The 26,456-nt window shown below is 71.4% G+C and carries 25 protein-coding genes; 2 read left to right on the forward strand and 23 right to left on the reverse strand.

Translation table 11 applies throughout. The annotated features are described in order from the left end of the window. Positions 1–7 precede the first annotated feature (7 nt). Positions 8–1,864 (reverse strand): glutamine--fructose-6-phosphate transaminase (isomerizing), encoded by a 1,857-nt coding sequence (glmS, locus tag ABEB17_RS04395; RefSeq protein WP_345715363.1) that lies wholly within the window; start codon positions 1,862–1,864, stop codon positions 8–10. On the opposite strand from glmS, the gene coaA reads away from it, so the two are divergent. Further along, positions 1,863–2,846: a type I pantothenate kinase gene (gene coaA, locus ABEB17_RS04400; protein ID WP_378227047.1), complete on the forward strand. Its 984-nt coding sequence runs from the start codon at positions 1,863–1,865 to the stop codon at positions 2,844–2,846. The genes glmS and coaA overlap by 2 nt on opposite strands. Before the next feature lies 1 nt (position 2,847). On the opposite strand, the gene ABEB17_RS04405 is transcribed toward coaA, so the two are convergent. Further along, positions 2,848–3,909 (reverse strand): GNAT family N-acetyltransferase, encoded by a 1,062-nt coding sequence (locus ABEB17_RS04405; protein ID WP_345715366.1) that lies wholly within the window; start codon positions 3,907–3,909, stop codon positions 2,848–2,850. A 76-nt stretch (positions 3,910–3,985) separates the two neighbouring features. On the opposite strand from ABEB17_RS04405, the gene ABEB17_RS04410 reads away from it, so the two are divergent. After that, positions 3,986–4,960 carry a DUF389 domain-containing protein gene (locus ABEB17_RS04410; RefSeq protein ID WP_345715367.1) on the forward strand — a complete coding sequence of 325 codons (975 nt, stop codon included), beginning with the start codon at positions 3,986–3,988 and terminating at the stop codon, positions 4,958–4,960. Here the strand turns inward: ABEB17_RS04410 and glmM are convergent. The 21 genes from glmM to ABEB17_RS04515 all read right to left on the reverse strand — a co-directional run bounded on the left by glmM (position 4,957) and on the right by ABEB17_RS04515 (position 26,405). Next, entirely contained in the window at positions 4,957–6,303 is a 1,347-nt protein-coding gene (gene glmM / locus ABEB17_RS04415) for a phosphoglucosamine mutase (RefSeq protein WP_345715368.1), read from the reverse strand. The genes ABEB17_RS04410 and glmM overlap by 4 nt on opposite strands. 112 nt (positions 6,304–6,415) lie before the next feature. After that, positions 6,416–6,904 (reverse strand): 30S ribosomal protein S9, encoded by a 489-nt coding sequence (gene rpsI / locus ABEB17_RS04420; protein ID WP_345715369.1) that lies wholly within the window; start codon positions 6,902–6,904, stop codon positions 6,416–6,418. Between the two features lie 48 nt (positions 6,905–6,952). After that, a complete protein-coding gene (rplM, locus tag ABEB17_RS04425; RefSeq protein ID WP_345715370.1) occupies positions 6,953–7,396 on the reverse strand; it encodes a 50S ribosomal protein L13 in 444 nt (147 codons plus the stop codon). A 243-nt stretch (positions 7,397–7,639) separates the two neighbouring features. Beyond that, entirely contained in the window at positions 7,640–13,447 is a 5,808-nt protein-coding gene (pulA, locus tag ABEB17_RS04430) for a pullulanase-type alpha-1,6-glucosidase (protein ID WP_345715371.1), read from the reverse strand. Between the two features lie 127 nt (positions 13,448–13,574). After that, positions 13,575–14,144, reverse strand: coding sequence for a hypothetical protein (locus ABEB17_RS04435; protein ID WP_345715373.1), 570 nt, complete (start codon positions 14,142–14,144; stop codon positions 13,575–13,577). A 169-nt stretch (positions 14,145–14,313) separates the two neighbouring features. Continuing rightward, positions 14,314–14,814 (reverse strand): hypothetical protein, encoded by a 501-nt coding sequence (locus ABEB17_RS04440; protein ID WP_345715374.1) that lies wholly within the window; start codon positions 14,812–14,814, stop codon positions 14,314–14,316. Then, entirely contained in the window at positions 14,811–16,493 is a 1,683-nt protein-coding gene (locus ABEB17_RS04445) for an ABC-F family ATP-binding cassette domain-containing protein (RefSeq protein WP_345715375.1), read from the reverse strand. Before ABEB17_RS04445 ends, ABEB17_RS04440 begins: the two co-directional genes overlap by 4 nt. Before the next feature lie 70 nt (positions 16,494–16,563). Further along, a complete protein-coding gene (locus ABEB17_RS04450) occupies positions 16,564–17,259 on the reverse strand; it encodes a hypothetical protein (protein WP_345715376.1) in 696 nt (231 codons plus the stop codon). Next, a complete protein-coding gene (locus ABEB17_RS04455; RefSeq protein WP_345715377.1) occupies positions 17,256–18,197 on the reverse strand; it encodes an ABC transporter ATP-binding protein in 942 nt (313 codons plus the stop codon). Before ABEB17_RS04455 ends, ABEB17_RS04450 begins: the two co-directional genes overlap by 4 nt. Continuing rightward, positions 18,194–18,556 carry a GntR family transcriptional regulator gene (locus ABEB17_RS04460; RefSeq protein WP_345715378.1) on the reverse strand — a complete coding sequence of 121 codons (363 nt, stop codon included), beginning with the start codon at positions 18,554–18,556 and terminating at the stop codon, positions 18,194–18,196. Before ABEB17_RS04460 ends, ABEB17_RS04455 begins: the two co-directional genes overlap by 4 nt. Positions 18,557–18,682: 126 nt before the next feature. Continuing rightward, positions 18,683–19,534, reverse strand: coding sequence for a tRNA pseudouridine(38-40) synthase TruA (gene truA, locus ABEB17_RS04465; protein WP_345715379.1), 852 nt, complete (start codon positions 19,532–19,534; stop codon positions 18,683–18,685). Positions 19,535–19,660: 126 nt separating this feature from the next. Continuing rightward, positions 19,661–20,413, reverse strand: a complete 753-nt coding sequence (gene rplQ, locus ABEB17_RS04470) for a 50S ribosomal protein L17, sunset domain variant (RefSeq protein WP_345715381.1) — start codon at positions 20,411–20,413, stop codon at positions 19,661–19,663. A 59-nt stretch (positions 20,414–20,472) separates the two neighbouring features. Then, positions 20,473–21,489: a DNA-directed RNA polymerase subunit alpha gene (locus tag ABEB17_RS04475; RefSeq protein WP_345715382.1), complete on the reverse strand. Its 1,017-nt coding sequence runs from the start codon at positions 21,487–21,489 to the stop codon at positions 20,473–20,475. Positions 21,490–21,623: 134 nt separating this feature from the next. After that, on the reverse strand, positions 21,624–22,253 hold the full coding sequence (gene rpsD, locus ABEB17_RS04480) for a 30S ribosomal protein S4 (protein WP_345715383.1): 630 nt from the start codon (positions 22,251–22,253) through the stop codon (positions 21,624–21,626). 48 nt (positions 22,254–22,301) lie between these two features. Then, the gene (rpsK, locus tag ABEB17_RS04485) at positions 22,302–22,709 is read right to left on the reverse strand and encodes a 30S ribosomal protein S11 (RefSeq protein ID WP_345715384.1); all 408 of its coding nucleotides are present in this window, start codon (positions 22,707–22,709) and stop codon (positions 22,302–22,304) included. A gap of 63 nt (positions 22,710–22,772) precedes the next feature. Then, entirely contained in the window at positions 22,773–23,153 is a 381-nt protein-coding gene (gene rpsM / locus ABEB17_RS04490; RefSeq protein ID WP_345715386.1) for a 30S ribosomal protein S13, read from the reverse strand. 178 nt (positions 23,154–23,331) lie between these two features. Continuing rightward, positions 23,332–23,445 (reverse strand): 50S ribosomal protein L36, encoded by a 114-nt coding sequence (rpmJ, locus tag ABEB17_RS04495; protein WP_034266058.1) that lies wholly within the window; start codon positions 23,443–23,445, stop codon positions 23,332–23,334. Positions 23,446–23,518: 73 nt separating this feature from the next. Beyond that, complete coding sequence (gene infA, locus ABEB17_RS04500) at positions 23,519–23,740, reverse strand: translation initiation factor IF-1 (protein ID WP_013493543.1); 222 nt, start codon at positions 23,738–23,740, stop codon at positions 23,519–23,521. 192 nt (positions 23,741–23,932) lie between these two features. Beyond that, on the reverse strand, positions 23,933–25,330 hold the full coding sequence (locus tag ABEB17_RS04505; protein WP_345715389.1) for an LGFP repeat-containing protein: 1,398 nt from the start codon (positions 25,328–25,330) through the stop codon (positions 23,933–23,935). Continuing rightward, positions 25,327–25,806, reverse strand: coding sequence for a hypothetical protein (locus ABEB17_RS04510; RefSeq protein ID WP_345715391.1), 480 nt, complete (start codon positions 25,804–25,806; stop codon positions 25,327–25,329). The genes ABEB17_RS04505 and ABEB17_RS04510 overlap by 4 nt, the downstream gene beginning before the upstream one ends. Positions 25,807–25,808: 2 nt before the next feature. Continuing rightward, complete coding sequence (locus ABEB17_RS04515; protein ID WP_345715393.1) at positions 25,809–26,405, reverse strand: urease accessory protein UreH domain-containing protein; 597 nt, start codon at positions 26,403–26,405, stop codon at positions 25,809–25,811. Positions 26,406–26,456: the final 51 nt, after the last annotated feature.

The raw sequence follows: 26,456 nt of genomic DNA on the forward strand, positions 1-26,456 counted from the left end.
CGGGCCGCTACTCGACCGTGACGGACTTGGCCAGGTTGCGCGGCTGGTCGACGTCCAGGCCCTTGGCCATGGCCAGCTCGCAGGCGAAGACCTGCAGCGGCACGGTCGTCACCAGCGGGGCGAGCAGGGTCGGAGTACGCGGCACCCGGATGATCGTGTCCGCGTAGGGGACGACGTCGTCGTCCCCCTCCTCGGCGATCACGATGGTGCGCGCGCCGCGGGCCCGGATCTCCTGGATGTTGGACACCACCTTGCCGTGCACCGAGTCGCGCCCGCGGGGCGAGGGGACGACGACGAAGACCGGCAGGCCCTCCTCGATCAGCGCGATCGGTCCGTGCTTCAGCTCCCCCGCCGCGAAGCCCTCGGCGTGGATGTAGGCGAGCTCCTTGAGCTTCAGCGCACCCTCGAGCGCCACCGGGAAGCCGACGTGGCGGCCCAGGAACAGCACGACCTTGGCGCTGGCCATCTCGCGGCCGAGGGCCCGGACCGGCTCGATGCCGTCGAGCACCTGCTGGATCTGGTCCGGCACCTCGGCGAGCAGGCGGAGCAGCTCGCGCACCTCGTCCTCGTACTTGTTGCCGCGCAGCTGGGCCAGGTAGAGGCCGAGCAGGTAGCAGGCAGTGATCTGCGCCAGGAACGCCTTCGTGGACGCGACGGCGATCTCGGGCCCGGCGTGCGTGTAGATCACCGCGTCGGACTCGCGCGGGATGGTCGAGCCGTGGGTGTTGCAGATCGCCACCACCTTGGCGCCCTGCTCCCGGGCGTGCCGGACGGCCATCAACGTGTCCATCGTCTCGCCGGACTGCGAGATCGCGACGACCAGCGTCTTCTCGTTGACGACCGGGTCGCGGTAGCGGAACTCGCTGGCCAGCTCGACCTCGGTCGGCACCCGGCACCAGTGCTCGATGGCGTACTTGGCGACCTGCCCGGCGTACGAGGCGGTGCCGCAGGCGATGACCACGATCTTGTCGACCGAGCGCAGCACGGCCTCGTCGATCCGCAGCTCGTCCAGCACGAGGTGGCCGTTGGCGTCCGTGCGTCCGAGCAGGGTGTCGGCGACGGCGCGGGGCTGCTCCTCGATCTCCTTCATCATGAAGTTCGGGTAGCCACCCTTCTCGGCGGCCGAGGCGTCCCAGTCCACGTGGTACTCGGTGGTCTGCGCCGGTGCCCCGTCGAAGCCGATCACGTCGACGGAGTCCGCAGTGATCGTGACGACCTGGTCCTGGCCGAGCTCGATCGCCTCGCGGGTGTACTCGATGAACGCCGCGACGTCGGACCCGAGGAAGTTCGCGCCGTCCCCGCGACCGACCACCAGCGGGGAGTTGCGGCGGGCGCCGACCACCATGCCGGGCGCGTCAGCGTGGACGGCGAGCAGCGTGAAGGCGCCCTGGAGGCGGTTGCAGACCGTCCGCATGGCCTCGGTCAGGTCGCCGAGCTCGGTGAACGCGCGACCGACCAGGTGCGCCGCGACCTCCGTGTCCGTCTCGGACGTGAACTCCACGCCGTCCGAGGCGAGCTCGGCCTTGAGCGTGGCGAAGTTCTCGATGATCCCGTTGTGCACGAGCGCGAGGCGACCATCGGCGCTCAGGTGCGGGTGCGCGTTGGCGTCGGTGGGTCCCCCGTGGGTGGCCCAGCGGGTGTGCCCGATGCCGGTCACCCCGGACGGCAGCGGCTCGTCGGTGAGGGCCTTCTCGAGGTTGGCGAGCTTGCCGGCGCGCTTGTCGACGCTCAGCGTGCCGCCGGCCTCGATGACGATGCCTGCGGAGTCGTACCCGCGGTACTCCATCCGACGCAGACCTTCGAGGACGACGTCCAGCGCATCGGTTCCGTCTAGGGGGCCGGTGTACCCGACGATTCCACACATGCCCGCAAGGGTAGCCTTGCCCGCCGTGGCCACCGGCAACGGCGCCAGCCTGCCCACCCCGTACGTCGAGCTCGACCGTGCGGCGTGGGCCGAGCTCCGCGCCCAGACCCCGCTGACCCTCAGCGCGCCCGAGCTCGAGCGGCTGCAGGGTCTGGGCGACCGCGTCGACCTGGCGGAGGTCGAGGAGGTCTACCTGCCGTTGTCCCGCCTGCTCAACCTGTACGTCGGGGCCGCGGCTCAGCTGCACGGGGTGACCCGCGACTTCCTGGGCGAGCGGCACGACCGGGTGCCCTTCGTGATCGGCGTCGCCGGCTCCGTGGCGGTGGGCAAGTCGACCACCGCCCGCATCCTGCGCGACCTGCTCGCGGCCTGGCCGGACACCCCGTCCGTCGAGCTGGTCACCACGGATGGCTTCCTGCTGCCGAACGCGGAGCTCGAGCGGCGGGGGTTGTTGCAGCGCAAGGGGTTCCCGGAGTCCTACGACCGGCGAGCGCTGCTGCGGTTCGTGGCCGGCGTGAAGTCCGGCCGGGCCGAGGTCGCCGCCCCGGTGTACTCGCACCTGACGTACGACATCGTGCCCGGCGAGCAGGTGGTCGTGCACCGGCCGGACGTGCTGATCGTCGAGGGGCTGAACGTGCTGCAGCCGCCCCGGCTGGACGCCCAGGGGCGTTCCGGGCTGGCGGTGAGCGACTTCTTCGACTTCTCCGTCTACGTGGACGCCAAGACCGAGGACGTGCGCGAGTGGTACGTCCAGCGGTTCCTGCGGCTGCGGGCGACCGCGTTCGCGGACCCGTCGTCGTACTTCCACCGGTACGCCGCGCTCAGCGACGACGAGGCCGTGGCGACCGCCCGCGACATCTGGGCGCGGATCAACGAGCGCAACCTGGTCGAGAACATCCGACCCACCCGCGGTCGGGCCACCCTGGTGCTGACGAAGGGTCCGGACCACGCCGTGACCCGGATCCGGCTGCGCAAGCCCTGAGTCAGGTGAGCGTCTTCTGCCACTCGGTGTTGACGCCGATCGGCGCGAAGCCCAGCTCGCGGTTGACCCGCAGCATCGGCGCGTTGACGTCGGCGTTCCAGGTCACCACCCGCGCGACGGCGGGCATGCGGTCCCGCAGCGCACGCAGGTTCGCGGCCTTGACCAGCTGGCCGAGCCGATGGCCCCGGTGCTCGGACAGCACCAGCGTGTCCCACTGGTAGGCGACGTCCGGGGTGTGCTCGGCCACGGCCATCGCGGTGAACGCGACCGCCTGGCCGCTGGCGCGGTGCACCGCCACCGTCTCGACGACGTGCCGGCCCATCGCCCGGGCGACCCGGAACGTCTCCCGAACCCGCTCGGCGTCCCAGACCTCCTCCTCCACGTCGACCTCACCCATCGGCGCGTCGGTGGCCATCCGCTCGGACAGGTGGGCGCGTTGGTCGACCCACGCGTCCGGGACGTCGTCCCACCAGGTCAGCAGGTCGTACTCGGTGGCGTGCCGCGCCCCCTCGGCCTCGAGGCCGGCCAGCAGGGGGTCGAGGTCGCCGTCCGGCAGGTCGAGGTCGTAGCGGGTGGTGACCAGGGCCGGGGCGTACCCGTGCCGGGGCGCGAACGAGTACGCCGCAGCATCCGGGTTCGGGGCGAGGTCGGACTCCAGGCAGAGCGTCCGGCGTCCGGCCTCGACGGCCCGGCGCTCCAGCTCGGTGAGCAGCGCGCGGCCGATCCCCTGCCGCCGCCACCGCGGGTGCACGCTGAGGAACAGCGCCGCGAAGTGCGTGTTGTCCAGCAGGGGGAGGTGGATGGCCGCCTCGCCGACCACCTGGCCACCAGCGCCCAGCCCGACCCCGCCATCGGTCGGCGCCACCGCGGCGAGCCGGTGGATGCGACGGGTGGTCACCTCGCGTTGCATCTCGCGGACCTCGTCGATCGAGTAGACGGTGTGCCGGTCGCCGAACTCCGCCCGCGCACTGGCCATGCCGACGGCGACCCAGCCCTCCAGGAGCGCCACCGAGACGGCGTCCTCGGCCAGGGGGTCGAGCTCGACGATGCGCACGTCACTCATGGCCCCGACCCTGCCAGCCGCCGCGACCGGGTCGCACCCGAATATCCGTCTCGCGCCGGTGCGGCAGGATGGGCCCGTGCTGCAGCTCCGGCTCGTCGTCCCGTCCGCCGTCCGCGAGCCCGTCGAGCGGTTCCTGCTCGACGACCCCCGCGTCGTGAACCTGGTCGTCATCGCGGACGCCGCCCTCGACCCGCCGGGGGACGCCGTCAGCTGCGACGTGGCCCGCGAGGGCGCCAGCGACATCATCGCCCGGCTGCGCGAGCTCGGCCTGGACGACGGCGGCACCGTGGCGATCCAGGACATCGTCGCCTCGCCCTCGCGGGCCGCCCGGCGGGCCGAGCGGGCCGCCCCCGGCAATCCGGACGACGGCGTGGTCTGGGACATCGTCACGGACACCGCGTTCGAGCAGGTGCGCCCGTCGTGGACCTTCTACGCCTTCCTCACCCTCGCCACCATGATCGCGTCCATCGCCGTCATCGAGGATTCGTCCATCCTCGTGGTGGGCGCCATGGTGGTCGGTCCGGAGTACGGCGCCGTCTCGGGTGTCGCGCTCGGGCTCGCCATGCTCCACCGGCACCTCATCGGCGGCGGCGCCCGGCTCCTGCTCTTCGGGTTCACCTTCGCCATCCTGGTCACGGCGGCGTTCGCGCTGGTCTGGGCCGCGCTGGGCTGGATCGACGGCGACACGCTGTCCGCGCCGCGCCCGCAGACGGGCTTCATCTGGCGCCCCGACCACTGGTCGATCGTCGTCGCCGTCCTGGCCGGGATCGCCGGCACGCTGTCCCTGACCGCCGGCCGCACCGCGGTCCTGGTCGGGGTCTTCATCTCGGTCACCACGGTGCCGGCAGCCGGGAACCTGGCCCTGGCGCTGGCCCTGGCCGACCCGTCCGAGCTGCGCGGATCGGCCGAGCAGCTGCTGATCAACCTGGTCGGGATGATCGCCGCCGGCACGATCGTGCTGGTGCTGCAGCGGTGGGTGTGGCGGCGCTGGGGTCGGCTGGTGCGGTTCAACGCGCGAGGCAGGCTGACCAGACCGGGCGGTGGCTCCTAGAGGGCCAGGTGCTCCCGGACCACCACGGCCAGCCGGTCGGCGACGTCCTGGGCCTGCTCGGCCTCCGGCGCCTCGACCATCACCCGCACCAGCGGCTCGGTGCCGGACGGACGCAGCAGGACCCGACCCCGGCCGGCCAGCTCGGACTCGGCCGCCGCGACCGCGGCGAGGACGTCGACGTGGTCCGTCGCCCGCGCCTTGTCGACGTCTGCGACGTTGATCATCACCTGCGGGAGCCGCTCCATGACGCCCGCCAGATCGGCCAACGAACGCCCCGACTCCGCCACCCGGGAGGCCAGCAACATGGCCGTGAGCAGGCCGTCCCCGGTGGTCCCGTGCTCGGTGAGGATGACGTGGCCGGACTGCTCGCCGCCGAGCGAGAAGTCGCCACTGCGCATCCGCTCGAGAACGTAGCGGTCGCCCACGGCGGTCTGCTCGACGGTGATGCCCTCGCGCTCCATCGCCAGCAGCAGGCCGAGGTTGCTCATCACGGTCGCGACGAGCGTGTCTGCCCGCAGCTGCCCACGCTCGCGCAGGGCCAGGGCGAGCACGGCCATGATCTGGTCACCGTCCACGAGGTGACCGGCCGCGTCCACCGCCAGGCAGCGGTCGGCGTCGCCGTCCAGCGCGACCCCGAGATCGGCGCCCAGCGCCACGACCGCGGCCTGCAGGTTCCCCAGGTGCGTCGACCCGTACCCGTCGTTGATGTTCAGCCCGTCGGGCTCGCCACCGATCACGTCCACCTGGGCGCCGGCGTCGCGCAGCAGGCGCGGCGCGACCTCGCTCGCGGCGCCGTGCGCGCAGTCGACCACGACGTGCACGCCGTCCAGCCGGTGCGGCAGGACGGACAGCAGGTGGGCGACGTACTCGCGCGCGGCGACGTCGTCGCGGCGCACCCGGCCCACGGCGGCGCCGGTCGGACGCTCCCACGGCTCGCCGCGGCGCTGCTCGATCGCGTCCTCGATGACGTCGTCGAGCTTGTGGCCGCCGCGCGCGAAGAACTTGATGCCGTTGTCGGGCATCGCGTTGTGCGAGGCGGACAGCATGACGCCCAGGTCGGCCTTGCGGGCAGCCGTCAGGTAGGCGACGGCCGGGGTGGGCAGCACCCCGACGTCCAGGACGTCGATCCCGGCGCTGGCCAGGCCGGCGACCACGGCCGCGGACAGGAACTCGCCGGACGCCCGCGGGTCGCGGCCGACCACGGCGAACGGGCGGTGGCCGGCGAAGGCCCCGGCATCAGCCAGGACGTGCGCGGCGGCGACCGACAGGTCGAGCGCCAGCTCAGCCGTCACATCGCGGTTGGCGAGCCCACGAACGCCGTCGGTACCGAACAGTCGAGCCACAGGGGGGACCTCTCGTCAGACGCCAGGACCAACGACGACGGCCCCGGGGAACGGTACCCCCGAGGCCGTCGTCGAGCACGCTGCGCGGTCTGAGCCGGCAGCGGGCGCAAGATCAGCGCTTGCTGTACTGCGGAGCCTTGCGGGCCTTCTTGAGACCGGCCTTCTTGCGCTCGATGGCGCGCGGGTCGCGGGTCAGGAAGCCGGCCTTCTTCAGCGCCGGGCGGTTCGCCTCTTCGTCGACGGCGTTCAGCGAGCGGGCGATGCCGAGACGCACCGCGCCGGCCTGACCGCTGGGGCCGCCGCCGTGCACGCGGGCGATGACGTCGTAGGAGCCGTCCAGCTCGAGCACCTTGAAGGGCTCGTTGACGATCTGCTGGTGGACCTTGTTGGGGAAGTAGTTGGCCAGCTCGCGGCCGTTGATGGTCCAGCGACCGGTGCCCGGAACGATCCGGATGCGGGCGACAGCCTCCTTGCGGCGGCCGGTGGCCGCGGCAGGGGACGTGACCACGACACGACGCGCGGGCGCCTCGGTGGACTCGCTGGTGTAGCTGCTCGGCGCGTCCTCTGCGTCGAGCTCGACCTCGGTGGTGGACTCAGCCACGGTTCTCCTCGAACTCCTGATAGGTGCTGCTGGTGACTCGGCCGTGGCTTACTGCGCGACCTGGGTGATCTCGAACGGCTGGGGGTTCTGCGCGCGGTGCGGGTGCTCCGGGCCGGCGTAGACCTTCAGCTTGCCGAGCTGGGCGGCGGCCAGAGAGTTCTTCGGCAGCATGCCCTTGACGGCCTTCTCGACCGCCTTGGTGGGGAACTTCTCGAGCATCTCGACGTACGTGCGCGAGCGCAGACCACCCGGGTAGCCGGAGTGGCGGTACGCCTTCTTCTGCTCGAGCTTGGCGCCGGTCAGCGCGACCTTCTCGGCGTTGATGATGACGACGAAGTCGCCGGTGTCCACGTGCGGCGCGAAGGTGGGCTTGTGCTTGCCCCGCAGGAGCACGGCGACCTGGCTGGCGAGCCGGCCGAGCACGATGTCAGTGGCGTCGATGACGTGCCACTGGCGGTCGACCTCGCCGGGCTTCGGGGTGTAGGTACGCACGGTCGTAGCCTTCGTTCTCGTCACAGATGGTCAGGCGCCGAGTGGTGGCGCCCGCTGGCATTGGTGTCGCGCTCGCGGCGCCGCCCCTGTTCAGGGGCACACCGGACACGCACGACGACGTCCCAGGGTACCCGGCCTGCCCGGTGAGGGTCAAAACGCGCCCCTCCCCCCGTGATCATGCACGTTCGCCCCGCGCCCGCCGGGGGTGGCGGGGCGAACGTGCATGATCACCAGGGTTGGGGGTCAGCGCTCGACGAGCACCGCCACCGTGCGCGCCGGGACCGTGGCCGTGCCGGACGTCGCCGCCCAGGTCGTGCCCTTCACCACCGGGTCGGAGCCCCCGGCCTGGACCGGTGACAGCCGCAGCGCGTGCCCGGCCAGGCCAGGCACCTGCTGGGTCACGGCCTCCGGCGTCGCGTTGACCACGACCACCAGCCCGCGCAGCGCGGGGTCGACGTCCGGCCCGACGGTGTCGTCCACCCGGAGCACGATCACCCCGGGGTGCGCGGACGACGTCCCGCTGGCCGGGAAGCTCACCTTCTGCCCGATCAGCGCGGCCGAGCCGAGCCGGAACAGCCGCGACGACGAGCGCAGGCGGAGCAGGTCCTGCGCGGCGGCCGAGGCGCCGGCGACCTGCGCCGCGGTCGGCTTGAGCGCGGCGTCGGCCAGCAGCGGCTTCTGGAACGGCCACTTGGCCTCGTTGTCGGCCTTGGGCGGCAGTCCGTGCCCGAAGCCGTTGTCCGCGCCGGTCCAGTCGAGCCGGTTGAACCAGTCGCCGGAGTCGAAGCTGTTGCGGTCGAGCGACTTGCTGCGCAGCAGGTCGGCCCCGGCGTGCCAGAAGGACGGCGACTGCCCGAGGGCCGTGGTGGCCAGCGACAGGGTGTTCATCCGGATCCGGTCGCTCATGGCGGTCGCCTGGGGCAGCTTGTAGGTCAGCGTGTCCCAGAGCGTCTCGTTGTCGTGCGCGTCGACGTAGCTGACCACCTCGTCGGGCTGGTCGGCGTACCCGGCCGGCTGGCCGTTGTACTCCACCTGGTCGCCGCGGACGACGTCTCCGGCCGCGTCGCGGAACGTGTACGCCCGCAGGTTGCCCGCCATCCCGAGCTGCACCAGGTCGGTGGCGTGGGCCAAGGTCTGCGCCTGCTGGGCCGCGTCGCCGTTGATCGCGGCGCCGTTCGGGTCGCCGGCCAGGCCGGAGCCCAGGCCCTGGACCCGCGGGTCGTCGTCGAACGGCCCGCCACCGCGCACGGCGTCGCGCAGCCGGTCGCTGAAGGTGCCGATCCCGGTGCCGCCGAGCTGGCCCTGGGTGGCCTGGTAGAACAGCGCGTTGTTCGCGACCTCGCCGAAGTTCCAGCCCTCGCCGTAGACGTAGACGCTCTTGCCGTCGACCCCGTCGCGGCCCACCGTGAGCGCGTCCAGCGCGTGCCGGACCGCCAGCATGTTCGCCTTCGAGGCGTGCCCCATGAGGTCGAACCGGAACCCGTCGACCTTGTACTCCCGGGCCCAGCTGACCACCGAGTCGACCATCAGCTTCTCGGCCATGGCGTGCTCGGTGGCGACGTTCTGGCAGCAGGTCGAGGTCTCGACGGCGCCCGTCTTGGCGTTCAACCGCTGGTAGTAGCCCGGCACGATCCGGTCCAGGACCGACGTCTCGGCCTGACCGGACGCCGAGGTGTGGTTGAAGACCTGGTCCAGGACGACGCGCAGCCCGTCGGCGTGCAGCGCACCCACCATGGTGCGGAACTCGCGCACCCGCGCCGTGCCGGTCGGGTCCGTGGCGTAGGAGCCTTCGGGGGCCATCCAGTGGTAGGGGTCGTAGCCCCAGTTGAAGGCGTCGTCGGCCGCCACCGCGGTGACGCACGCCTGCTGCTGCTCGGAGTCCGGGGGCAGCGACGGCAGGTCGCAGTCCGGCGTCTTCTGGTCGGCCTTGCTCTCCGGCACCGACGTCAGGTCGAACGTGGGAAGCAGGTGCACGGTGTTCAGCCCGGCCCTCGCCAGCGCCTTGAGGTGCTTCGTGCCGGCGCCGTCGTCCGCGAAGGCCAGGTAGGTGCCCCGGTGCGCGGCGGGCACCGAGGTGTCGGAGACCGAGAAGTCCCGCACGTGCAGCTCGTAGATCGTCGAGTCGACGTCCTGGGCGAGCCGCGGCGACGCGGTACTGCGCCACTGGTTCGGGCGCAGCGCCGGATCGGACAGGTCCGCCAGCACCGACCGCGTCGAGTTGGTGGTCAGCGCGAGCGAGTAGGGGTCGGTCACCTGGTTGTGCTCGACGGCCCGGGTGGTCGGCGCGTAGACGGTCACGTCGTACCGGTACTGACCGCCCTTCCAGGACGACGAGCCGTTCGCCGACCACACGCCGTCACGATCACGGCGCAGCTGAACCCGTTGCGGCGCAGCGGACTCGTGCCCCGGTCGCCAGAGCAGGACGTCGACGTCCTGGGCGGTCGGTGCCCACAGCGCGAGCGAGGACGTCGATCCCCGCCAGGTCAGCCCGAGCCGCTCCGAGCGCGCCCCGCGGTACAGGTCGTCGAGCACGCCGGGCACCTGCACCCCGGTGGCGTCGGCCAGCCGGCCGAGCGAGTCGTACTCGGCCACGGCCATCTGCCCGCGCAGGATCTGCTCGGCGTGACGGGCCGTCTTGCGCGGCACCCGCAGCGCCAGGAACCCTTGCAGCGCAGGGTACTTCGCGGTCACCGAAGCCGGCAGGCCGCGAGGGTCGTAGGTCAGTGGCGCGGACTCGCCGCCCGTGACCGCCTCGTCGTCGACGGCCAGACCGCCGTCCGTCGCCCAGTGCAGCCGCCAGCGCAGCTGCTCGGGCGTCGCCCCGGCCGGGACGTCGTCCGCCGGCCAGGCGACCAGGTCACGGCTGACCCAGTGCGCCTTCGCCTTGCTCAGGTCCGGCGCCGCGCCAGCCCGCGACGTCCCGACGGTCAGCACGTGGGTGGCCAGGGTGTACGAGAAGGTCGTGATGACCCCCGGTCCGGGGACCGTGAACGGGATGTTGGCCCCGCCCGCCGCCCCGCCGGCGCCGTAGCTCTCGTCCCAGCTCAGGCCGTGGGCGGCCTTCACCTCGTAGTCGCCGGCCGGGATCTGGTCGGTGCGCCAGGTGAAGACGCCGTCGCCGTCCGGGTCCTGCAGCCAGGGCCGCATGCAGTCCGGGCTCCAGTCCGCGGGGCAGCCGAGCTCGGACTGGAACGACCCGGGCGCGGTCACGATCGGCCCCTCGGCGTCCGAGGTCACGTAGTGGGTCGACTGGTCGTAGTAGAAGCTGACCGGCCCGGCCGGCGGGGTGTAGCTGATGTTGCTCCCGTTGAGCACGCCACCGGCGCCGTAGTTCACGTCCCAGTTCTTGTTCAGCGCGGCCTTGTAGGCGTGCGGGACGCTGGGCAGCGTGTACGTGCCCTTCCAGACCTGGTCCTTGGGGTCCAGGGTCAGCTGGGCCTGGTCGCAGTCCGGCTGCCAGTCACCCGGGCAGCCCATCTCGGAGTTGTGGTCGCCGGGCACGCTCACGTTGTCGGGCTGGACGACCGGGCCGACGCCGCCGCCACCGCCACCGCCGGCCGGGGCCGGGTCGCCGACGATGCCGTAGGTGGACGTCGCGGAGTAGTTGCCGCTGCTGTCCTTCAGCACCGCGCGGTACTCGACCATCGTCCCCTTGGCGAGGCCGCTGGTGTCGTGGAAGACGCGGTAGGGCGCGTTGTCGTCGGTGCCCAGCCGCTGCCAGGCGGTGGTGCCGACCGGCCGGTAGGCGAAGGTCACCTCGGCCAGCGCGTTCTCGGGGACCGAGACGCCGATCTCGGCGCGGCCGCCGACGACGGCACCCGGCTGCGGGGACGACGGGTAGACGGCCGGCGCGTGCCGGCGGCGGTCGACCGGCCGGCTGCCCTTCCAGACCGCCACGGACAGCGGCGGCACGGTGATCGTCGTCCGGCCCTCGGCGTTGGTGCGCAGCGATTTCTGGCCACCCAGCAGGTTCTTGAACGTCTCGCGGTCGCCGAAGGTCGCGACGTCCACCGTCTTGGCGGTGGTCGCGTTGTTGGCGGCCACCAGGTACTCCACCTTGCTCGTGCGGTCCACCCGGCTGAACGCGTAGATCCCGGCGGACGACGACGCGTACCGGTGCACCTGGGTGCCGTCGGCCAGTGCCGGGTTGTTCTTGCGCAGGGCCGCCACCTTCGCGATGGCCTGGTACATGGGCGATCCGGTCAGGTAGCGGTCCTTCGACCCGGTCGTGCCACCGATGACCACCGGGTCGGTGTTGTACTCGTCCACCTTGCTGGCGAACATGTCCTGCCGCGCGGACTGGTCGTTGCCCGCGCCGGCACCGGTGAAGCCCTGCTCGTCGCCGTAGTAGACGACGGGCTGGCCGCGCGTCAGGTACATGAGCTGGTGGGCCAGGGTGTCGCGCTGGAGGAGGTCGGCGGAGTCGGTGATGCCGCCGGACTTCAGGAAGTAGCCGATCCGGCCCATGTCGTGGTTGCCCAGGAAGGTGGGCAGCTCGTAGGCGTTGGAGTCGGTGTCGGTGTAGTAGTCGTCCCCGGCGATCAGGTCGCGCATGCCGGTGGTGGGTTTGCCGAGCACGAAGTCCTTGGCCGCGGCCTGGAAGCCGAAGTCCAGGGTGGCCGGCAGCTTGCCGGTCGTCGTGTACTGCGACATGAAGGACGGGCGGGCGTCGTAGACCTCGCCGAACATGAAGAAGTCGTCGTTGCCCTGGGCCTTCGCCTCGGCCTGCATGGCCGGCGAGAAGGACTGCCAGAACTCCATGTTGACGTGCTTGACGGTGTCGATCCGGAAGCCGTCGATACCGAAGTCGACCCACGTCTTGTAGACGTCCGTCATGCCCTTGAGCACCGCGGGCTGCTCGGTGAACAGGTCGTCCAGACCGACGAAGTCGCCGTACTCCGCGCTCTCGCCGGCGAAGGTCGAGTCACCGCGGTTGTGGTACAGCGTCGGGTCGTTCAGCCAGGCCGGCACCTTCACCGTCTTGTCGGCCTCGCTGCGGAAGGTCGGCGTGTACGGGAACGATGTCGCGGCGTCCAGCGTCGGGAAGCTGTTGGTGCCCGCGAAGTCCTTGTCGTCGAACGCCTTTCCGCTCGCGTCCTTGTACGGGGCGGTCGCCTTGTCGATGTACGAGTACTGCTTCTGCGTGTAGTCGATGACGTCCGCGGTGTGGTTCGTGATGATGTCGAAGAAGACCTTCATCCCCTTGCGGTGCGCCGCGTTCACCAGGTTCTTCAGGTCCGCGTTGGTGCCCAGGTGCGGGTCGACCTGGGTGAAGTCGGTGATCCAGTAGCCGTGGTAGCCGGCGCTGGCGTCGCTGCCGGTGCCCTGCACCGGACGGTTCTTGAAGGACGGCGTGAGCCAGATGGCCGTCGTCCCGAGGCCCTTGATGTAGTCGAGCTTCGTGGTCAGGCCCTGGAGGTCGCCGCCGTGGTAGAAGCCCTTGGCGGTCGGGTCCAACCCGGTCTCGAGCCGTCCACCGGTCAGCCCGCCCGCGTCGTTGGCGGTGCTGCCGTTGGCGAACCGGTCGGCCATCACGAAGTACATCTGCTCGCGGGTCAGCGGGGCGCGCAGGCTCGGCTGGGCCAGCTTCCGGTCCGCTGCGGTGACCGGGCCGGGCAGGTCGGTCGGAGTGATGCCGACCCGGTGGCTGGTGTGGTCGTAGCTGACCTCGAGCTCAGCGGCGCCGGCCAGGGTGATCGCGATGTTGCCGCTGCCGCCGTCCTGGCCGTAGCTCTCGTCCCAGGCGTCGTTGAGCGCGACCTTGAGCTCCCAGCTGCCCGCCGGCACGGTGAACCGCGCGGTGAACACCGGGGAGTCCCCGACCCGCTGCAGGTGGGTCTTCGCGCACGCCGGGTCCCAGTCGCCGGAGCAGCCGAGCTCGCTCTGCAGCGAGCCGACCAGGGTCACACTCGCCGGGATGGGCGTGGGCTCCGCTGCCTGGGCGGACGGCGCGGCCTGAGCCCCCAGCAGGGCAGCCACCAGTGCCAGCACGGTGAGTGCGGACCAGGGCGCCAGCCGACGGCGGAACGGGTGGATGTGCACGGCGATCATGGGGGCGCTCCCAACCGGGGCGGACGTCGGTGTCCGCGGTGTCCGTTTGGTGCGTGACAGTAGTCCGGTTTGCCGTCCCGATGGAAGATCTAGCCGAAACTTTCTGCAAGATCTTTCAGTGCCAGCGTCAGAGGGGCGGCCAGGACGGATCGTTCGGCCGCGGCGGCTTCGGGCCGGGCTCGAGCTGGCGCTCCTGGTGGCTCATCGGCTCGGGCCGCAGGTGCATCGACGTGCGCGGACGGGTCAGCAGCAGCACCAGCGTGGTGCACGCCAGGCCCAGCATCGAGCTGGCCACGACGTACCACCAGGGAACCGGGTAGGCCAGCGGCGCCAAGACATCCAGGGTGACCGCCACCGCGACCACGACCCCGAAGATCCGGCACTCGCTGGACCGGTGCAGCACGCCCAGCACGAGGAGCACCAGGATCAGGACGAGGCCCAGGTCGAGCAGCGCGCTCCACTGCGCCGGCGCCCGCAGCGCCGACTCCGTCCACCCGGCGTCCGAGTGCATGTCCAGGTGGTGCGCGTGCCCGTAGGTGCGCAGGAACTCCGGCCACTCCCCCAGCACCATCCAGGCGCGCAGCCCGGCCAGGGCCGTCAGCGACACCAGGAGGGCGCAGGCAGCCCGCACGCCATCGGGCGCGGATCCCCAGTCTCCGCGCTCCGAGGGCACCTCGAGGTCCCGGACGTCGAACACACCGCCTCCAGCCCGTCGGCCGCGCACCGGTGCCGAGCTCGGCACCTGGTGCGGGCCGTCGTCCCTTGGTGACCTTAGGCGCGGACGAGTCCACCAGTCAGCGCCCGTGACCCAACCCGCGCCCACTCGTGACCGAACGGAGACCCGGCGACCCGGCGACCCGGCCCGATCAGCCGGTCTCGTGCCGGCGGGCCCGTACCTCGGCGTCGTGCCGCTCCTGGTAGTCCTCGATCACCGGCGTCCGCCAGAGCAGCACGATGACGATCCCGGTCAGGGCCACCATCAGCACCGTGAGCGCGTAGTACCACCACGGCGACGGCACGGCGAGCGAGCCCAGGGTGTTCAGCCCGCCGGCCGCGGACAGGATCAGCGCCAGGTTGCGCGCCCAGGGCGTCCCGGTGCCGATCCGCTTGATCAGCGGGAGCAGCAGCAAGCCGGCGCAGAGCAAGCTGAAGTTGGCCGAGTCGAAGTGCCCCGGCACCTCGCGCTTGGCCACCTCCAACCCGAGGAACGTGTTCGTGTCCAGGCCGGCGTAGTCCGCGTACGCCTGCACGAACGCCATGCGCTGGGTGTGGCAGAGCACCACCCGCAGCACCCCGATGCCGATCACTGCCACCAGCAGCACCTTGGTCCACGCCGCCCGGGACAGACCGGCGAACGACTCGGTCATCGCTGCCTCACCACCCTCGTCTCATCCCAGACCGGGTCCGTCGACTCGTACACGTCGCCGTCCGAGCCGAACACCAGGAACCGGTCGAAACCCCTCGTGAACCACCGGTCGTGGGTCACGGCCAGGACCGTACCCTCGAACGCCGACAGTCCGTCCTCGAGCGCCTCGGCCGAGTGCAGGTCGAGGTTGTCGGTCGGCTCGTCGAGCAGCAGCAGCGTCGCGCCGCTCAGCTCGAGCAGCAGGATCTGGAACCGGGCCTGCTGGCCGCCGCTCAGCGACTCGAAGACCTGCTCGCCGGCCCGGGCCAGCTCGTAGCGGTCCAGCGTCTTGGCCGCCTGCTCGCGGGGCAGCCCGTCCCGGTGCTCGTCGCCCCGGTGCAGGATCTCCAGCAGGGTGCGCCCGACCAGCCGGGGGTGCTCGTGCGTCTGCGCGAACCACCCCGGCCGCACCCGCGCGCCGAGCCGGGCCCGACCCTGGTGCACCACCGGCGCGATGACCACGTCGTCCACCGGCTGGTGCTCGACGTCGGGGTCGCTGCCACCCGCGGCCAGCAGCCGCAGGAAGTGCGACTTGCCGGAGCCGTTCGACCCGAGCACCGCGACCCGTTCGCCGTACCAGACCTCCAGGTCGAACGGCTTCATCAGGCCGGTCAGCTCGAGCTGCTCGCAGATCACGGCGCGCTTGGCCGTGCGGCCCCCCTGCAGCCGCATCCGGACGTTCTGCCGCTGCGGCAGCTCCTCCGGCGGGCCGGCCTCCTCGAACTTCGCCAACCGGGTCTTGGCCGCCTGGTACCGGCTGGCCAGCCCGTCGTTGTAGGCCGCCTTGACCTTGTACATCTGCACCAGGTCCTTGAGCTTCTGGTGCTCCTCGTCCCAGCGGCGGCGCAGCTCCTCGAGCTTGGCGAACCGGGCCGCCCGCGCTGCGTGGTACGTCGAGAACCGGCCGGGGTGCACCCACGCGGTGCTGCCCGCCGCGCCGGGCTCGAGCGTCGCGATCCGGCTGGCCGCGCGGTCCAGCAGCTCGCGGTCGTGGCTCACCAGCAGCACGGTCTTGGGGGTCTCGCGCAGCCGCTCCTCCAGCCAGCGCTTGCCCGGGACGTCGAGGTAGTTGTCCGGCTCGTCGAGCAGCAGGACCTCCTCCGGCCCACGCAGCAGCGCCTCGAGCACCAGCCGCTTCTGCTCGCCGCCGGACAACGTGCGCACCTCGCGCCACTGGGCCTTCTCGTACGGGATGCCGATCGCGGCCACCGTGCAGACGTCCCAGAGCGTCTCGGCGTCGTACCCGCCGGCGTCCGCCCAGTCCGCGAGCGCCTGCGCGTACCGCATCTGGATCGGCTCGTCGTCCGACTCCATCATCAGCAGCTCGGCGTCGGCAAGCGCGTCGGCGGCCTCCCGGACCCGCACGGGGGCCACGGTGAGCAGCAGGTCGCGGACCGTCGAGGTGTCGCGCACCTGGCCGACGAACTGGCGCATGACGCCGAGGCCGCCGCTGCGGGTGACGGCCCCGCCGTGCGCGTCCAGGTCGCCGGCGATGATCCGCAGCAACGTGGTCTTGCCGGTGCCGTTGGGGCCGACCAGCGCGACCGTGGCACCGTCCCCGACCCGGAACGAGACGTCGTCCAGCAACGGCCGGCCGTCCGGCAGGTGGTAGCTGATGGCATTCAGGTCGACGTGTCCCACGAGGGTCCAGTGTCCTCTGTCCGCCGGGGGTTAGGCACCTGCATTTCCGGGCGGAGGGGCGTCGGCCCGGCTACGGCGTGGCGTTCAGCAGCAGCCGGTACCCGGCGCCGGCCAGGGCGACCGCGAGCGCCACCGGGATCAGGACCAGGGTCACCAGCGCGGACGTGTCCTGGAACCAGTCCCACAGGTCGTGCCAGGCCGCCAACCAGGTGATCAGGGCGACCAGGCCGCCGACCACCACGACCGACCCGATGGCCAGCCAGATCATCCCGCCCTGACGCCAGCGGTGCTGCACGACGGCCATTCCCATCAGCAGCGTTCCGAGCAGCAGGAACGGCGCCGCGTAGACCAGGAGCTGGAGCACCGGGTCGTCCTGGCGCAGCCCCGGCACGCGGAAGAAGTTCAGCTCCACCCCGAAGCCGCCGGTGGCCGACTCCAGGTACCGCAGGATCGTCAGGGCGGCCGCGAACAGCCCGGCCTGCAGGGCCAGCAGGGCGCCGGTGCCGGCCGCGAAGGCCTTGCGGGTGACGCCCATGCCGAGCGCGAACGGGAAGACCTGGCTCACTGCCTGGTAGGCCAGCCACGCCGCCACGAAGTAGAGCGAGGCGATCCCCCCGGTGCCGCTCTGCTGCCGGCTGCCGGGGTCGAGCAGCGCCTGGATCACCCAGTTGATGACGAACGAGGAGGCCAGCACGGCCCAGGGCCAGATGACGGCGGAGCGCCAGGTGACCAGGTGCAGCCGGGCTGCGGTGACGGCGTGGCTCATCGGGAGACCTCCTGCTCGTGGTGGGCGGACGGCGTCAGCTCGCTGCCGGCGGGCTTGGCGCAGCCGCCGGCCTGGGTCGTGCGGATGACGAGCTGCTGCAAGGACAGCGGCTCGACGGTCAGGCCCGCTGTGCGCGCCTGCGTCCGGACGTCGTCCGCGGCCCGGGTGCGGACCGTGACCCGGGCGAGACCGGCCATCTGCTCGCAGTGCAGCACCCGGCGTCCGTTGACGACCTCGGCGACCACGGCGGACGGCCCGCTGATGACGACCGCCCCGGCGCGCAGCTCGTCGGCGTCCGCGTCGACCAGCACCTGGCCGTGGTCGACCAGCACGACGTGCTCGAGCAGGTCGGCCACCTCGTCGATCAGGTGGGTGGACAGCACCACGGTGCGCGGGTGCTCGGCGAAGTCGCCCAGCAGCCGGTCGTAGAAGAGCTGGCGGGCCACCGCGTCCAGCCCGAGGTAGGGCTCGTCGAACAGGGTCAGCTCGGCCCGCGAGGCCAGTCCGACGACCACCCCCAGCGCCGAGCGCATCCCGCGGGAGAGCTTGCGGACCCGGCGTCCGAGCGGGAGGTCGTACTCGGCGAGCAGGTGGCGGGCGAACGCCTCGTCCCAGCGCGGGTGCAGCAGCCGGGCCGCAGCAATCACGTGGCAGACGCGGTACGCGTCCGGGTAGGTCTGCCCCTCGGCCACGAAGCAGGTGCGGGCCAGGACGTCCGGGTTCTCGTACGGGTCCTCGCCGAACAGCCGGACCTGACCCGACGTCGGCCGGTCCTGGCCGGTGAGCAGCTGCATGAGCGTGGTCTTCCCGGCGCCGTTGCGACCCAGCAGCCCGTGGATGCGTCCCGGCTCGAGGGCGAGGTCGACGTCCTGGACCGCTGTGACCTCGCGGTAGCGGCGGGTCAGGCCACTGGTCTGTACGACCGGCTGGGTGCTCATGAGCCCACCACCGCGTCGTCCAGCAGGCTCTTGATCTCGTCCGGCCCCAGGCCGAGCCTGCGCGCCTCGGCGACCAGCGGGTCGACGTACTGGCGCGCGAAGTCCGCCCGCCGCCGCTGCCGCAGCAGGTCGCGCGCCCCTGCGCTGACGAACATGCCGATACCCCGTCTCTTGTAGAGGACCCCGTCGGCGACCAGGCGGTTGATGCCCTTGAGCGCCGTGGCGGGGTTGATGCGGTGAAAGGCGGCGAGCTCGTTCGTCGAGGGGACCTGGTCCTCCTCGGCGAGGCTGCCGTCGATGATCGCGGACTCGATCTGCTCGGTGATCTGCACGAACAGCGGCCGGTCCTCGAACACCATCACCGGTTCCTTGGTTGGTTACTCACGTAACTAACCATGCAACCACCCCGGCCCCCTGTCAACCAGAAAGCGGGAAATCCGGGGTCATGTGCGCCGAATGAGCCCGGATAGCGGGACATCTGCGGGTTACGGGAGGGTGCGGACGGCGCGCGCCTGCTCCGCGCGGACGGCGAGCTCGTCGTCCGGCGGGTAGACGACCTCCTCCAGCGACAGGCCGTGGGGCGGCATCACCGCGACCGCCGCGTCCCGGGCGCCGGCGGCCAGCACCTGCGCGGGCCACTCGACCGGACGTCGTCCCTGGCCGACCGGCACCACGGCACCGACCAGGGACCGCACCATCGAGTGGCAGAACGCGTCGGCGACGACCCGGGCGGCCAGCGTCCCGTCGTCCTGGCGGCACCACGAGTACTCGAGCAGGGTGCGGACGGTGGTGGCGCCGTCGCGCCGCTTGCAGAACGCCGCGAAGTCCTGCAGGCCGAGCAGCAGCTGGGACGCGTCGTGCATGGCCTGCTCGTCCAGCGGCTCCTTCAGCACGACCGTGTCGACCCGGCGCAGCGGGTCCAGCCGCGCCGGCCCGTCGCAGATCCGGTAGCGGTACCGCCGGCGCATCGCCGCGAACCGCGCGTCGAAGCCGGGTGGGGCGACCTGCACCGCCCGCACCACGACGTCCGACGGCAGGACGCCGGCCAGCCGGGTCACAGACGCCGCCTCGGGCGTGCGGTCGGACCGGCCGGGCAGGGCGGCCCACGCGTCGACGGCGACGTCCGCGTGCGCGACCTGGCCGCGTGCGTGCACCCCGGCGTCCGTGCGACCGGCCACCGTGAGCCGGACCGGCTGGTCCGCCCGCAGCACGGTGGTGAGCGCCCGGGACAGCTCGTCCTCGACCGTGCGCCGCCCGGGCTGGGCCGCCCACCCGGAGAAGTTGGTGCCGTCGTACGCGAGGTCGATCCGCAGGCGCACGGTCTCGGCCTCGCTCATGCCGGCAAGGCTATCCGCCGACCGCCACCACCCACCCTCGGTGGCGCAGGGCGCGGTCAGCGCGGGACGGCGAGAGCCCGCCACCCGAGGTCGGGTGACGGGCTCTCGTGCGAGCTCAGCGAGGGCTCAGGCGTCCTTGTCGGACTCCTCAGCGGTCTCGGCCTCAGCGGCCTCCTCGGCGTCGGGCATGGAGCCCGGGGCCTCGAAGCCAGCGGCCTCGGCGGCCTCCTGGGTGGCGAACCACACCTCGGCCTCGGTCTGCTCGAACCACGGGGACTCTTCGGTGTGGTACTTCTTCGAGTCCTCGTTGCCCTTGATCGGGAAGCCTTCCGGCGCGGAGCCGTCGGCCAGCGGGGCGTGCGAGCCCTCGCCGTACGGCGCCTCGGTCGCCTCGGCCGCACCCTCGGTGGCCTCTGCCGCCGGAGCCGCCTTCTTCGCCGTGGACTTCTTGGCCGCCGACTTCTTGGCCGCCCGCTTCGTCGCGCCCTCGGCCTCCTTCACGGTGGCCTGCTTGGCGGACAGCGGCTCGCGGACGAGCTCGATGACGGCCATCGGCGCGTTGTCGCCCTTGCGCGGGGCGATCTTGGTGATGCGGGTGTAGCCACCCTGGCGGTCGGCCACGTCGGGCGCGATCTCGGTGAACAGGCGGTGCACGACGCTCTTGTCGCTGATCACCGCGAGCACCCGGCGACGGGCGTGCAGGTCACCGCGCTTGGCGAAGGTCACCAGCCGCTCGGCGAGCGGACGCAGCCGCTTCGCCTTGGCCTGGGTGGTCGTGATGCGGTCGTGCTCGAAGAGCGCCTGGGCGAGGTTGGCCAGGATGAGCCGCTCGTGCGCCGGGCCGCCGCCGAGGCGCGGACCCTTCGTGGGCGTGGGCATGGTGGTCGATCTCCTACCGGTCGGTCACGGGGTTCGGGTCAGGTCCGGATCAGTCCGGCTCAGTACTGCTCGTCCTCGGCGTAGGCCGCGTCGTCGTCCGCGCCGTACGCCTCGACAGCAGCGGCCGGGTCGAACCCGGGCGGGCTGTCCTTGAGCTGCAGCCCCATGCCGACGAGCTTGGCCTTGACCTCGTCGATCGACTTGGCGCCGAAGTTGCGGATGTCGAGCAGGTCCGCCTCGCTACGACCCACGAGCTCACCCACGGTGTGGATGCCCTCGCGCTTGAGGCAGTTGTAGGAGCGGACCGTGAGGTCGAGCTCCTCGATCGGCAGCGCGAGGTCCGCAGCCAGCGCGGCGTCCGTCGGCGACGGACCCATGTCGATGCCCTCGGCCTCGACGTTCAGCTCACGGGCCAGGCCGAACAGCTCGACCAGCGTCTTGCCGGCCGAGGCCATGGCGTCGCGGGGGGAGATGCTGGACTTGGTCTCGACGTCGACCACGAGGCGGTCGAAGTCGGTGCGCTGCTCGACGCGGGTGGCCTCGACCTTGTAGGTCACCTTGAGCACCGGCGAGTAGATCGAGTCGACCGGGATGCGGCCGATCTCGGCGTCGCCGGACTTGTTCTGCGCGGCGGAGACGTAGCCGCGGCCACGCTCGACGGTGAGCTCCATCTCGAGCTTGCCCTTCGCGTTCAGCGTGGCGAAGTGCAGGTCCGGGTTGAGGATCTCGACGCCGGCCGGCGGGGCGATGTCAGCAGCGGTGACCGCGCCGGGGCCCTGCTTGCGCAGGTACATGACGACGGGCTCGTCGTGCTCGCTGGAGACGACCAGCGCCTTCACGTTGAGGATGAGCTCAGTGACGTCCTCCTTGATCCCAGGGATCGTGGAGAACTCGTGCAGCACGCCGTCGATGCGGATGCTCGTCACGGCCGCGCCCGGGATGGACGACAGCAGCGTGCGACGGAGGGAGTTGCCGAGGGTGTAGCCGAAACCGGGCTCCAGCGGCTCGATGACGAACCGCGAGCGGGCGTCGTCGACGCTGTCCTCGGTGAGCTGGGGACGCTGTGCGATCAGCACTGGTGTTCTTCCTTCCCACGGGTGTCCGCCATATGACACCTCGCGAATCCCCGCACGGACTCTGTCCGCCGTGCCGGGTGTGCCGGACGCCGGTCCGCGCCGCAGGTGCGCGCGGACCGACGTCCGTCAGTGGTTCAGTTCTTCGAGTACAGCTCGACGATCAGCTGCTCCTGGACGGGCGTGTCGATGACCTGCCGGGCCGGGAGCGAGTGAACGAGGATGCGCATCTGGGTCGGAATCGCCTCGAGCCACGCGGGCACGGTGCGCTCGCCGGCCTCGGCGCGAGCGACGACGAACGGCGTCATCTCGTGCGAGCGCTGGCGGACCTCGATGATGTCCTTCTCGCGGACCCGGTACGACGGGATGTCGACCTTGACGCCGTTCACGAGCAGGTGGCCGTGGCGGACCAGCTGGCGCGCCATGTCACGGGACTTGGCGAAGCCAGCCCGGTACACGACGTTGTCCAGCCGGGTCTCGAGGATGCGCAGCAGGTTCTCGCCGGTCTTGCCGGTGGAACGGTGCGCCTCCTCGTAGTAGCCGCGGAACTGCTTCTCGAGGACGCCGTACATGCGCGCAGCCTTCTGCTTCTCGCGCATCTGGAGCAGGTACTCGGACTCCTTGGTCCGGGCACGACCGTGCATACCCGGGGGGTACGGACGGATCTCGATGGGGCACTTCGGCCCATCGCACTTGGAGCCCTTGAGGAAGAGCTTGGTCTTCTCGCGACGGCAGCGCTTGCAGTCTGCGCCGGTGTAACGCGCCATGTGGCTGGTTCTCCTTGGTGAAGGCGCTAGTGGGTCAGGTGGCGCAGCTCAGACGCGGCGGCGCTTGGGAGGACGGACACCGTTGTGCGGCACCGGGGTCACGTCCTGGATCGAGCCGACCTCGAGGCCGGTCGCGGTCAACGAGCGGATCGCGGTCTCGCGACCGGAACCCGGGCCCTTCACGAACACGTCGACCTTGCGCATGCCGTGCTCCATCGCGCGACGAGCAGCGGCTTCGGCGGCCATCTGCGCGGCGAACGGGGTGGACTTGCGCGAGCCCTTGAAGCCCACCTGGCCGGCCGAGGCCCAGGCGATGACGGCTCCGGTCGGGTCGGTGATCGACACGATCGTGTTGTTGAAGGTGCTCTTGATGTGAGCGTGCCCGTGGGCGATGTTCTTCTTCTCCTTGCGGCGCACCTTCTTGGCGCCCGCAGCGGTACGGCCCTTGGGAGGCATCTGCTGGTTACTCCTACGTTCGAGGTACGGGACCCGTGCGCGTCAGCACACGGCGGGGGCTGGCTACTTGCGGCCGGCCTTCTTCTTGCCGGCCACCGTGCGCTTGGGCCCCTTGCGGGTGCGCGCGTTGGTCTTGGTGCGCTGTCCGCGCACCGGCAGGCCACGGCGGTGCCGCAGCCCCTCGTAGCTACCGATCTCGACCTTGCGGCGGATGTCGGCAGCAACCTCGCGACGCAGGTCGCCCTCGAGCTTGAAGCTCGCCTCGAGGTGGTCACGCAGCTTGACGAGGTCTTCGTCGGTCAGGTCGCGCACGCGCACGTCCGGGCTGACCCCGGTCGCCACGAGCGTCTGCTGGGCGCGGGTGCGCCCAACGCCGAAGATGTAGGTGAGCGCGATCTCGACGCGCTTGTCGCGCGGGAGGTCGACGCCGATCAGACGTGCCATCTGGCGGTGTCTCCTGGTCTGTCGTCACGGAGGTCTGGAGCAGCACCGGTCCCCACCGTTCGAGGTGGGGTCCCCGGCCTCCGTGGCCGGGGGTGGCGTCCGACGCTCTCGCGTCAGGGTCGGGTGCTGCGGCTGTCGTTTCGTTGTGTCGTGAAGCCCTGCTGTGCTGCGGTGCTGCTCAGCCCTGGCGCTGCTTGTGGCGCAGGTTCTCGCAGATCACCATGACCCGGCCGTTGCGGCGGATCACCTTGCACTTGTCGCAGATCTTCTTGACGCTCGGCTTGACCTTCATCGCCCTGCTGTCTGCTCGTGGTGGTCAGTCGGACTGTCGTGCTGGTGGTGCTGGTGGTGCGGGACTGCGGACCTCAGCGGTACCGGAAGACGATCCGGCCACGGGTGAGGTCGTACGGGCTGAGCTCGACGACCACGCGGTCCTCGGGGAGGATCCGGATGTAGTGCTGACGCATCTTTCCTGAGATGTGCGCCAGCACCTTGTGGCCGTTGCTCAGCTCGACGCGGAACATCGCGTTCGGCAGAGCCTCGACGATCGTGCCTTCGATCTCGATGACACCGTCCTTCTTCGCCATGTCCTCCGCAATCCGTTGTGTCGTGGGCCGCCCGCACGCGGACGAACCCCCAGGTGGTGGTGCTGCAGCGCACGCGTGACAGCGTCCTCATGCCGCCAGAACCAGCCGCGGGACGGGGCGAGGACGAGGGTGCTCGTGAGCCGACACAGCAGAATACGCCAGATCGTGCTCAGACCCCAAATGCGACCGTGCTCAGACGGTCAGCACGCCCCCCTCGAAGGCTTGCTGCGTCCCGCCGCCGTCCACCGCGGTCGCCGGTCCCACGGGGTATCCCCACCGGCCCGTCTCCGCGCCGTCCTGCTTCCAGCGGGTGAAGACCGCGCCGGTCACGGACTGCGTGGTCGTGCTCGTGGTGTCCGCGATCACGCCGCGCTCGAAGTACTGGATCCACCGGTCGCTGCTGACCACGCGGTCCTTGACCGGGAACCCCAGGGCGCTCTTCTCGCCGCCCAGCGCCTTCCAGACCGTGTAGGAGGTGCCGCTGAGGTAGGCGGTCACCGAGCTGGTCGTGTCCGCGATCACGCCGTGCTCGAAGTACTGGATCCACCGGTCGCTGCTGACGACGCGGTTCGTGATCGGGTAGCCGAGCACCCCGGAGTAGCCGCCCAGCTGGCGCCAGCGGCCGTACGCGACGCCGAGCACCAGGGCGGTCGCCGAGCTGGCGGTGTCGGCGATCCCGCCCTTGTCGAAGTACTGGACCCACTTGCCGGACGTCACCACCTTGTCGCCGCGCGGGTAGCCCAGGCTCCCCCGCTCGCGGCCCTGGGCGACCCACACGGTGTAGGCGTAGCCGAAGACCGCGTGCGCCCCGTTCTCGGGCCGCCAGCTGATCGCTCCGTGCTGGTAGTTCACGTACTTGCCGATGCCGTCGCCGACCGCGCGGTCAGGTCCGGTGGACGCGCCCAGGGGCGAACCCAGCGACCCGAGCGCGTCGTACTTGCGCGAGATCGGGCTGCACCCCTGCAGGCACGGCGCGTTGTGCTCCGCCGTCGCGTTGTCGCTGAGCGAGGTCGTGGTGCAGTTCGCCCACTTGTACGGCGCCACGCAGCTCACCACCCGGCAGGCCACCCCGCCACTGCACTTCACGTGCGTGTTGCACTGCCCGTAGCGGAAGGCGTTGCAGCACACCCGACGCTGGTCGCAGGTGGACTTGGAGCCGCACTTGCAGCTGCAGCTCCAGCAGCCGGAGCTGCAGATGTTGTCGTCCGAGCAGCCCGACGTGCACTTCGAGCAGCTCGCGTTGCAGTCGGTGATGTAGCGGTAGCCGCCGCAGCACCACGACGAGTCGGCAGCCTTCCACCAGCCGGCCGCGAACGTGCCGGGCGGGCAGGCGTTGACGCCCTTGTTGATCGTGCAGCACATCACCGTGTAACCCGCCGCGCACGACGCGGCCGGGCCGCACCCCACGGCGGCGGAGGCGGTCATCGGGGTGAGCACGTAGTTGCGTGGGTCGACGACGATCGCCGACCCGACCACCGCCGTCCGCACGAGGAAGCCGCGGCGGCTGAACCGGCCCAGCCGGTTCGAGACCCGCTCGACCAGTCGCATCGTGGGGCTGCTGGCGGTCGTCGCCTCCTGCAGGGTGGTCACGGCAGGGCTCCTGTCCGCAGCATCTCGGTCCTGCTGGCGACCCGCACCGACCGCACCATCGCCTGCGCCCGAGGCACGGTCGCCATCCGCCGCGAGTGCGCCCCGAGGACGACGAACAGGCAGAACGCCCGACCACCCTCGGAGAAGAAGTGCTGGGCCGCGCTGACTCCGGGGTAGGACCGGGCCAACCGGTTCGTGGCGAACTGCGACGGCCGCAGCGCCGGCCGGCCCTGCCGCGCGAACAGGCCCTGGTCGGCCACCTCGGTGCCGTAGTCGATCAGCGAGACGAAGACGTCGTCGGCGCCGAGCAGGTCGATCACCCCCGAACCGAAGTCCCCTCGGACGGCGGGCAGCGGCCGGGTGCAGGCGTGCAGCACCGGGTGGGTGACCTCGTCGGCGCCCAGCGGCTCGCGGCGGAAGACCCGTGTCTCCCAGCCGTGCTCGGCCGGCACCGTCAACCCGTACCTGGACGCCATCGTCAGCTCCATCCCGAGGCGACCACGACGGTCGCGGTCAGCACCAGCGCGCCCCGCGCCAGCCGGTCCACCGGTCGGGCCCAGCGGTCGAGCCGGGCGAAGAACCGGTGCAGGTCACCGGGCGAGTGCACGCCGTGCAGCGCCAGGATCGGCAACCCGCGGGCCACCCCGAAGACCAGGCCGAGCAGGAGCCCCACCCACAGCTGTCCCGACCACGCCGCCAGCAGCAGCACCGCGTACACCGTCGAGCTGGTGACGATCGTCATCACCCCGGCACCGAGCTGCAGACCGAAGCCCAGGCCGTAGACCCAGCCGCGGTAGCGGGTCAGCCACGCCTCGTCGACCTGGCGCTTCCAGGACGGCAGGCCGTGCCCGCGGGCCCGCAGATCCAGGGCCAGGCCGACCAGCACCCCGATCGCCACGAGCACCGCGGCGGCCACCGAGTCACGCCAGGACGCCGGCAGCGCGCTGCCCAGGGCAGCGGCCAGCGTCCCGGCGACCGCACCGCCGACCAACGACCCGACGAGGTAGGCGGTGACGGTCAGTCCCCACCGGGCACCACGGGCCCGCTCACCGAGCGGGCTGATGCTGGACAGCATCGACTCACCTCAAGGTGACCAGGTCGAGCGCACCGCGGCCACGAGGGCCAG

Origin of the sequence: Angustibacter luteus (genome assembly GCF_039541115.1) — a bacterium.
Classification (GTDB): domain Bacteria; phylum Actinomycetota; class Actinomycetes; order Actinomycetales; family Angustibacteraceae; genus Angustibacter; species Angustibacter luteus.

What these genes read in the sequence shown, in the direction of transcription:
- coaA (WP_378227047.1), top strand. Translation starts at nt 1,863, where the DNA reads ATGCCCGCAAGGGTAGCCTTGCCCGCCGTGGCCACCGGCAACGGCGCC.
- glmS (WP_345715363.1), bottom strand. Translation starts at nt 1,864, where the DNA reads ATGTGTGGAATCGTCGGGTACACCGGCCCCCTAGACGGAACCGATGCG.
- ABEB17_RS04405 (WP_345715366.1), bottom strand. Translation starts at nt 3,909, where the DNA reads ATGAGTGACGTGCGCATCGTCGAGCTCGACCCCCTGGCCGAGGACGCC.
- pulA (WP_345715371.1), bottom strand. Translation starts at nt 13,447, where the DNA reads ATGATCGCCGTGCACATCCACCCGTTCCGCCGTCGGCTGGCGCCCTGG.
- ABEB17_RS04440 (WP_345715374.1), bottom strand. Translation starts at nt 14,814, where the DNA reads ATGACCGAGTCGTTCGCCGGTCTGTCCCGGGCGGCGTGGACCAAGGTG.
- ABEB17_RS04450 (WP_345715376.1), bottom strand. Translation starts at nt 17,259, where the DNA reads ATGAGCCACGCCGTCACCGCAGCCCGGCTGCACCTGGTCACCTGGCGC.
- ABEB17_RS04455 (WP_345715377.1), bottom strand. Translation starts at nt 18,197, where the DNA reads ATGAGCACCCAGCCGGTCGTACAGACCAGTGGCCTGACCCGCCGCTAC.
- ABEB17_RS04460 (WP_345715378.1), bottom strand. Translation starts at nt 18,556, where the DNA reads ATGGTGTTCGAGGACCGGCCGCTGTTCGTGCAGATCACCGAGCAGATC.
- truA (WP_345715379.1), bottom strand. Translation starts at nt 19,534, where the DNA reads ATGAGCGAGGCCGAGACCGTGCGCCTGCGGATCGACCTCGCGTACGAC.
- rplQ (WP_345715381.1), bottom strand. Translation starts at nt 20,413, where the DNA reads ATGCCCACGCCCACGAAGGGTCCGCGCCTCGGCGGCGGCCCGGCGCAC.
- rpsD (WP_345715383.1), bottom strand. Translation starts at nt 22,253, where the DNA reads ATGGCGCGTTACACCGGCGCAGACTGCAAGCGCTGCCGTCGCGAGAAG.
- rpsK (WP_345715384.1), bottom strand. Translation starts at nt 22,709, where the DNA reads ATGCCTCCCAAGGGCCGTACCGCTGCGGGCGCCAAGAAGGTGCGCCGC.
- rpsM (WP_345715386.1), bottom strand. Translation starts at nt 23,153, where the DNA reads ATGGCACGTCTGATCGGCGTCGACCTCCCGCGCGACAAGCGCGTCGAG.
- rpmJ (WP_034266058.1), bottom strand. Translation starts at nt 23,445, where the DNA reads ATGAAGGTCAAGCCGAGCGTCAAGAAGATCTGCGACAAGTGCAAGGTG.
- infA (WP_013493543.1), bottom strand. Translation starts at nt 23,740, where the DNA reads ATGGCGAAGAAGGACGGTGTCATCGAGATCGAAGGCACGATCGTCGAG.
- ABEB17_RS04510 (WP_345715391.1), bottom strand. Translation starts at nt 25,806, where the DNA reads ATGGCGTCCAGGTACGGGTTGACGGTGCCGGCCGAGCACGGCTGGGAG.
- ABEB17_RS04515 (WP_345715393.1), bottom strand. Translation starts at nt 26,405, where the DNA reads ATGCTGTCCAGCATCAGCCCGCTCGGTGAGCGGGCCCGTGGTGCCCGG.